Origin of the sequence: Bacillus cereus group sp. BfR-BA-01316 (assembly GCF_022664195.1) — a bacterium.
Taxonomy (GTDB): Bacteria; Bacillota; Bacilli; order Bacillales; family Bacillaceae_G; genus Bacillus_A.
Genome location: NZ_JAKUGX010000063.1, coordinates 1 through 5,945 on the forward strand (window position 1 = coordinate 1; position 5,945 = coordinate 5,945).

Genomic DNA, 5,945 nt, shown 5'->3' on the forward strand with positions numbered 1-5,945 from the left:
TCGTCTTGCTGTTTACGTTGTTCTTCTGCAGCTTTTTTCTGAGCTTCGTCTTGCTGTTTACGTTGTTCTTCTGCAGCTTTTTTCTGAGCTTCGTCTTGTTTTAATTTATCTTCTTCAGCTTTTTTCTGAGCTTCGTCTTGTTTTAATTTATCTTCTGCAGCCTTTTTCTGAGCTTCGTCTTCAGCCTTCTTCTTAGCCTCTTCTTCAGCTTTTTTCGCATCTGGAGTTCCGCCAGGCGCAGTGAAGGATGCACCAACTGCAGGACTTGTTCCGGTACCCTTTTTCGCTACTACAGAGAAGCTGTAAGTAACACCTGGTTTAATACCACCAAGAGTAGCTGTCGTACCGCTAACTGATAAGCTACCACTAGAACCGTCAGTAGCTTTATAGCTTGCAGCATACGCATCAACCTCTGATGGTCCAGACCAATTTAGTGTAACTGTGCTAGCGCCATCGAAAGCAACATTAAGGCCGCTTGGCGAATCTACTTTAATTTCTTTAACTGCATCTTTTTTCGCACCTTTAATGTACAGTTCTCCATTTAATTCTTGTACAGAAGAAGGGCGCTCGAAACGAGATTTATCCGTAGCAAATTTGCTCATCATTGTTTGGAACATTTGCTGAGCAATTCTAGTAGAACGATCTCCAATGTAATTTTCTGGGCTATCTTTTTCATAACCAGTCCATACAGCCATTGTATATTGTGGTGTATATCCTGCGAACCAACTATCTCTGTTGGCATCTGCTGGAATACCGTATTTTTTAATAACAGATTCATCAAAGTTTTGTGTTCCTGTTTTACCTGCTACGTCTACTCCTGGAACATACGCTGTCGGACCTGTACCGCCAGAACCAGGTTTTACTACGTCGCGAAGAACATCAGTAATCATGTAGGCCGTATAGTCATGCATCGCACGTTTTTCTTTCGGCTTAAAGTTTTTCTTTTTCCCATCTGGGAAGATAACTTCTTTTACGAAGTGAGGTTTATTATAAACACCGTCATTTCCGAATGCTGCATATGCACCAGCTACTTCTAATGGAGAGCTGTCATTACTACCAATTGCAGTAGATTCATATACCTTGCCTTCTTTAAATGTCATTCCTAAATTTTCAGCAAATTCTTGTGACTTATTGAGACCAACTGCTTGAGCTGTCTTTAAAGCCGGAATATTTAATGATTTTTTCAATGCTTCACGAAGTGAAACGTCACCTTTATAACTATTTGTTGCATTTCGTATTTTTTTACCGTTGGAATACGTATACTCTGAGTCGTTTAATTGATGATACGTAGACCATTGTAGGTTCTCAATTGCTGGACCATAGTCGAAAATCGGCTTCATTGTTGAACCTACTTGGCGTTTTAAATCGATTGCCATATTATGACCTTTGAAAGTAGACTTACTTTCTTTACGACCAGCGCCAATTGCTCGAACTTCTCCAGACTGAGTATCCATAAATACGAATGATCCTTGGAATTGATCGTTTGGATACTTGATGAGGTCCCCATCCATTATTTTATCAGCATAGTCTTGAGCATCAAGATCAAGCGTCGTTTGGATTGTTAAACCATCTGAACCGATATTTACATCAGGAATTTCTTTTTCAACTTCTTTTACAACTGCATCTAAAAATGCTTGGTATTTCATTTCAGTTACTTCTGAAGATGGAAGAAGTCCTTGTGTTACAGGGATTTGCATTGCGTCATTCATTTCTTGTTTCGTTATATACCCGTGTCGGTTCATTAATGTTAATACAATATTACGACGTTTCGTTGCTCGCTCAACGTTTTCTTCTTTTGTTGGATCATAAATGTTAGGACCTTGGGGTAAACCGGCGAGCATTGCAGCTTCATGTAATTGTATGTCTTTTAAATCTTTGCCGTAATATTTTTTAGCTGCTGTTGAAATACCATAAGAGCGATTACCTAGGTTAATCTTATTTAAGTACATTTCTAAAATTTCATGTTTTGAATACTGTTGCTCTAACTTATAAGATAAGTACCATTCCTGCACTTTTCTTTTTGCAGTTTTGTCCATCGTTAGAAAATAGTTTTTAACTACTTGCTGTGTAATCGTACTACCACCTTGTGATCCAAAACCACCAGTGACATTTTCCATGACCGCCATTCCAGTACGTCTAAAATCAATTCCATTATGATCGTAGAAACGAGCATCCTCAGTCGCAAGGAATGCACTTTCCACTACTTTTGGAATTTGATCGTATGTAACATGGGTTCGTTTTTCAGCACCATATTCATAGAAGAAATTTCCGTTTTTATCAAGAAACTTTGTTGATAAAGGATTGACAAGTTTTGATTTGTCTAATTTTGGAGCGTCCTTTACCATAACAAAGAAAGCTGAAACGCCAGCTACGAGACCGACGATACCAAGAAGTAGACAACCTATAAGAAATCTTTTGAAAAAGGAACCTTTTTTCTTTGGTTTTTCTTCTTTATTTGTTTCTTTCGTTTGATTTTTCGCATGATTTCGTTCTGTACGAGAACGATAATTATCTGACATTATACTTTCTCCTACCTTTCATTCTCTCCCCCAAAAGTCGAAAAAAGAGCCTTAGTGATGACTCTATCACGAAAAATAAACCGTGTCTAGTACGCGGATATAATCAATTCGAGGGTGATAACCGCATGATAATAAAGCCCCATGCTCTTCTATTTCTTGTTTTGTAATCGATTTACGTCCACCAGTATTTTGACGATTCCAAAATGCAATAATATGTTTTGCATCTAATAAATAAAATTCATCAAAAAGTGTAAATTTAATAATAACAAATGCAATTCCATTATGAGCGACTACTTGCTTCATATGTTCAATTTGATGAAGGTGGAAGTTTTGAAGTGGAAAACTGGTTTTATTTTTAGTTTCTTTCGCTTCAAAATCGATGTATTTCCCTTTGTATACACCGTTGTAATCTGTTGTAGAAGGTTGTTTGAAATACGCTTCTTTTACCACTGCAGCACTTCGAACGGGGTAATCTACTTTTACAATTTGAAGAGGTGTAGGTTTTTTATGTACGCATGCAATATTATGGGTTAAGTAATATTGATTGGTGTCATTCAATTCCTCTTCAAGGGACATACCTCTATTACTGTAAGTATGTTTTTTTATTGGTGTTTTATGAGGTTGTGAAGCTTGATCGTACCTTTTTCCATTTGGGTAACGAATGGTCATATTTTGTCCACTCCCAACTTGATAAGAATTACTTACAAAGGTGATTATATCAAAAAATGAAAAAAGATGTGACCTTTTTCAAGAAAGGTATGGTGACTTACTCATGTTTCGATGGAATGATTACGAAAAAATTAAACAGAACCGTAATGATATTTTTTGTACAGAAGAGGAAAAAGCTATAGTTCTTAATATTAAGGAGAGAACGGATGTAGCTAACGTAGATAATATTTCACGTACACAATCTTACCAAGAATATTATTTGAGAAATAGAGAAATTAGGTGGTCTTTTTTAGCAAGTATGGTTTCAAGGAATGGGGGATGGAATATGACAGATTTAGAAGGAGAATATTATTCTAATCTTTTATCTCAAACAGTTAAAAGACGATTATTTCTTTTGTATGAGAAAGCCAATTGGCTCATTTTTTTAGATGCATTTCCTCAACTATTACTGTATGAGGAAAGTAAAAAGAGATGTGCGCCGCTCTTTCATTTGTTACAATTTTTCAACATATCAATTTTTATGGAAAAAGAATGGGTCGATTTTTGGAAGGAAAAGGATATAAATAGGCTTATGACGGCGCTTATTATTAATGAACAAAATAAAATTCAAAAACCAGTAATCGAGAATGCATACTTTCAAAAACATGTATTTGATACTGCACTATTCAAATTTCAAGAAATATTTCACGTTAGTGCAGTTATTTTTCCAATGGTGGAAGGGGGAATGTATGGATTTTCAGTTTATCAATTTGAAACGTTGCAAAAACGTATAGAACTGGGGAAGCAATTAGCTTGGTTATTATTTCATTCAAAGTATAAGGCTTCTTTTTATAAATTTGCAGTGCAAACTAGACATACAGGATCAAGGATGGATTATGAATGTAATATAAGGGGAATTAGAAAATCATGTACGCCGGCTCTTCGGGATGTGTATTCTATTGTCACTCATGAAAAATTAATTGAAAAAGATTGGTTTAGTGAAGGGTTGGAAATAGATTCATTATTTTTACTTAAAAAACCTAAGGGGGAAATTAATATAACAGAATGGTATAGAAAGAAGAGGGAGCAAATACATACTCTTTCTATATTAAGTAGTTTTGTTAAAAGAATAGATGAGTTCATGATATAATAAAGAAGTCCCGCCCTCTTAAATGAAGGCGGGACTTCTTTATTAAAAGTAATATGCTCTACAACAAGTTACTTTCTAATCGGCTATTTGCCGGCAGTACGACTTTAACTTCAACACTTATCGAAAGCGAAGAGGTAAGGTTAGACTAGAAAATAGTTGTTTGTAAAAGCCACTTTGATTAAAGTGTCATTTTATGTAGCGGGGAAATTTGGACCGTCAAGCTTTGGATTACCAGTCTCAGGTTTGTTTTGTTGTTTGTTTTGCTTTTTCTTTTTTTCGTTTTTATTTTTTGCCATCGTAATACACCTCCTTTTTGTATTGTTACCATTTCTAAAAATGGCATACTAAATGATTTCTTTGACGAATATCAACTAGTTTTGTCATGTGAGAAGGAGTAATCAATCAATCGGCGAAATTACATGACAAAGGAAAGGCAAAGAAGGGGGCGTTTTAAATATGGCGATGGTTCAGAAGGAAGATGCTATGAAAAAAATGGATCAAATGTTAAGTTCTCTCGATTTGCTGGAAATGAATATTGGGATTAGAATGAATCATGCATTGAAGGATAAAGGTGAAAAAATATGCAATAAGATAGAAATAACAGAAATGCATATCGAGCATATGGAAAATAAATTAGTGCATCACGAAGAAAAAGGGAGCTGGGTAAAGACATTTCAAAACGTCGTAGTGAGTGCATAATAAGGTGGGAACAAAATGGGATATGAAGCATTAATCCAGTCCTCGGAGAAGTTAATGCAGTATAATGATGAAGCGAATGTGAAAAAAAGAGAAATGGCTGAATATGATTTTTATAAGGATATGAAGCCATTTGTTGATATTGTAGATGCGGAGTTAGAGATGTGGAAAGAATTAGCTTATAGGTGGATAAAGGAAGAACGACCTAAGTATATACATGTACAACAAATTGATCAAGTGTATGATAATTTACAAACTAATGTGCTACAATGTTTTGTTAATAAGGGAAAAGGTAAACGTTTCTTTGAAACTTATCAAGCTATTTCGTATACTTTGCAAAATATCGTAGATCAATGTAAGTAACAAGAGGGAAAACCCTCTTGTTTTTTTTATGCTTCTGTCACTGTTGTAGGTTTTGTTGCACCGTTTATTTCTAATTCACGTATTAATGTTCGGTAATCTGATATGCATATTTTTCCTTCAAGATAACAATGTCTTGCAAAGTCTAACAGTTCATTCAAATTTTCTGTGTAATACCCCTTTTTTTGAGAAAACGCTTGTTTTAAATCCCCTAATACCATGTTGATTCCTCCCCAATGAGAATCTTCTTCCTTATTATCATAGCATGGAAGGGTTTACTTTCTAATTTTTTTAAAAATTTAAACTTCCGACAAAAACAGACAGATACTCCTTCACACATTTTATTTTATAGGTACATATTCTATATGTAGAAACTTATGCGAAGGAGGAGAGAATGCATGTTTCAACAACCTAATGTATATCAGCAAACAAATCCATATGCACAGCAAAATATGTACCAATATAATGAGGATACATATTTACGATATAATATGTATCCTTTCGAGCCTCATTATGGAAACCAAAATTATTATCAACCATTTGAAGTGTCGTTTGGGAATCAACCGCAGCAA

7 protein-coding genes and 1 pseudogene are annotated in these 5,945 nt (G+C 35.1%); 4 read left to right on the top strand and 4 right to left on the bottom strand.

Going from position 1 to position 5,945, the window contains the following annotated elements; translation table 11 throughout:
* Window positions 1-2,519 (bottom strand): PBP1A family penicillin-binding protein (locus MR071_RS24770; RefSeq protein ID WP_242238214.1); only part of this gene is annotated, 2,519 nt, incomplete at its 3' end.
* A 66-nt stretch (window positions 2,520-2,585) separates the two neighbouring features.
* A complete protein-coding gene (recU, locus tag MR071_RS24775) occupies window positions 2,586-3,188 on the bottom strand; it encodes a Holliday junction resolvase RecU (protein ID WP_242238215.1) in 603 nt (200 codons plus the stop codon).
* A gap of 103 nt (window positions 3,189-3,291) precedes the next feature.
* Here recU and MR071_RS24780 point away from each other — a divergent pair, with 103 nt between their 5' ends.
* The gene (locus tag MR071_RS24780) at window positions 3,292-4,317 is read left to right on the top strand and encodes a DUF2515 domain-containing protein (RefSeq protein WP_242238216.1); all 1,026 of its coding nucleotides are present in this window, start codon (window positions 3,292-3,294) and stop codon (window positions 4,315-4,317) included.
* A 191-nt stretch (window positions 4,318-4,508) separates the two neighbouring features.
* Here the strand turns inward: MR071_RS24780 and MR071_RS25655 are convergent, their stop codons facing one another.
* Window positions 4,509-4,655, bottom strand: coding sequence for a phage portal protein (locus MR071_RS25655; RefSeq protein ID WP_306475192.1), 147 nt, complete (start codon window positions 4,653-4,655; stop codon window positions 4,509-4,511).
* Between the two features lie 118 nt (window positions 4,656-4,773).
* On the opposite strand from MR071_RS25655, the gene MR071_RS24785 reads away from it, so the two are divergent.
* Window positions 4,774-5,016 (top strand): hypothetical protein, encoded by a 243-nt coding sequence (locus MR071_RS24785; protein ID WP_242238217.1) that lies wholly within the window; start codon window positions 4,774-4,776, stop codon window positions 5,014-5,016.
* A 15-nt stretch (window positions 5,017-5,031) separates the two neighbouring features.
* On the top strand, window positions 5,032-5,376 hold the full coding sequence (locus tag MR071_RS24790; RefSeq protein WP_002149288.1) for a YppE family protein: 345 nt from the start codon (window positions 5,032-5,034) through the stop codon (window positions 5,374-5,376).
* A 26-nt stretch (window positions 5,377-5,402) separates the two neighbouring features.
* On the opposite strand, the gene MR071_RS24795 is transcribed toward MR071_RS24790, so the two are convergent.
* On the bottom strand, window positions 5,403-5,594 hold the full coding sequence (locus tag MR071_RS24795) for a YppF family protein (protein WP_105583985.1): 192 nt from the start codon (window positions 5,592-5,594) through the stop codon (window positions 5,403-5,405).
* Between the two features lie 177 nt (window positions 5,595-5,771).
* On the opposite strand from MR071_RS24795, the pseudogene MR071_RS24800 reads away from it, so the two are divergent.
* Window positions 5,772-5,945: pseudogene (locus MR071_RS24800) on the top strand (YppG family protein); the annotation flags it as partial.

Coding starts and splice junctions, on each gene's coding strand:
- recU (WP_242238215.1), bottom strand. CDS start 3,188: ATGACCATTCGTTACCCAAATGGAAAAAGGTACGATCAAGCTTCACAA.
- MR071_RS24780 (WP_242238216.1), top strand. CDS start 3,292: ATGTTTCGATGGAATGATTACGAAAAAATTAAACAGAACCGTAATGAT.
- MR071_RS24785 (WP_242238217.1), top strand. CDS start 4,774: ATGGCGATGGTTCAGAAGGAAGATGCTATGAAAAAAATGGATCAAATG.
- MR071_RS24790 (WP_002149288.1), top strand. CDS start 5,032: ATGGGATATGAAGCATTAATCCAGTCCTCGGAGAAGTTAATGCAGTAT.
- MR071_RS24795 (WP_105583985.1), bottom strand. CDS start 5,594: ATGGTATTAGGGGATTTAAAACAAGCGTTTTCTCAAAAAAAGGGGTAT.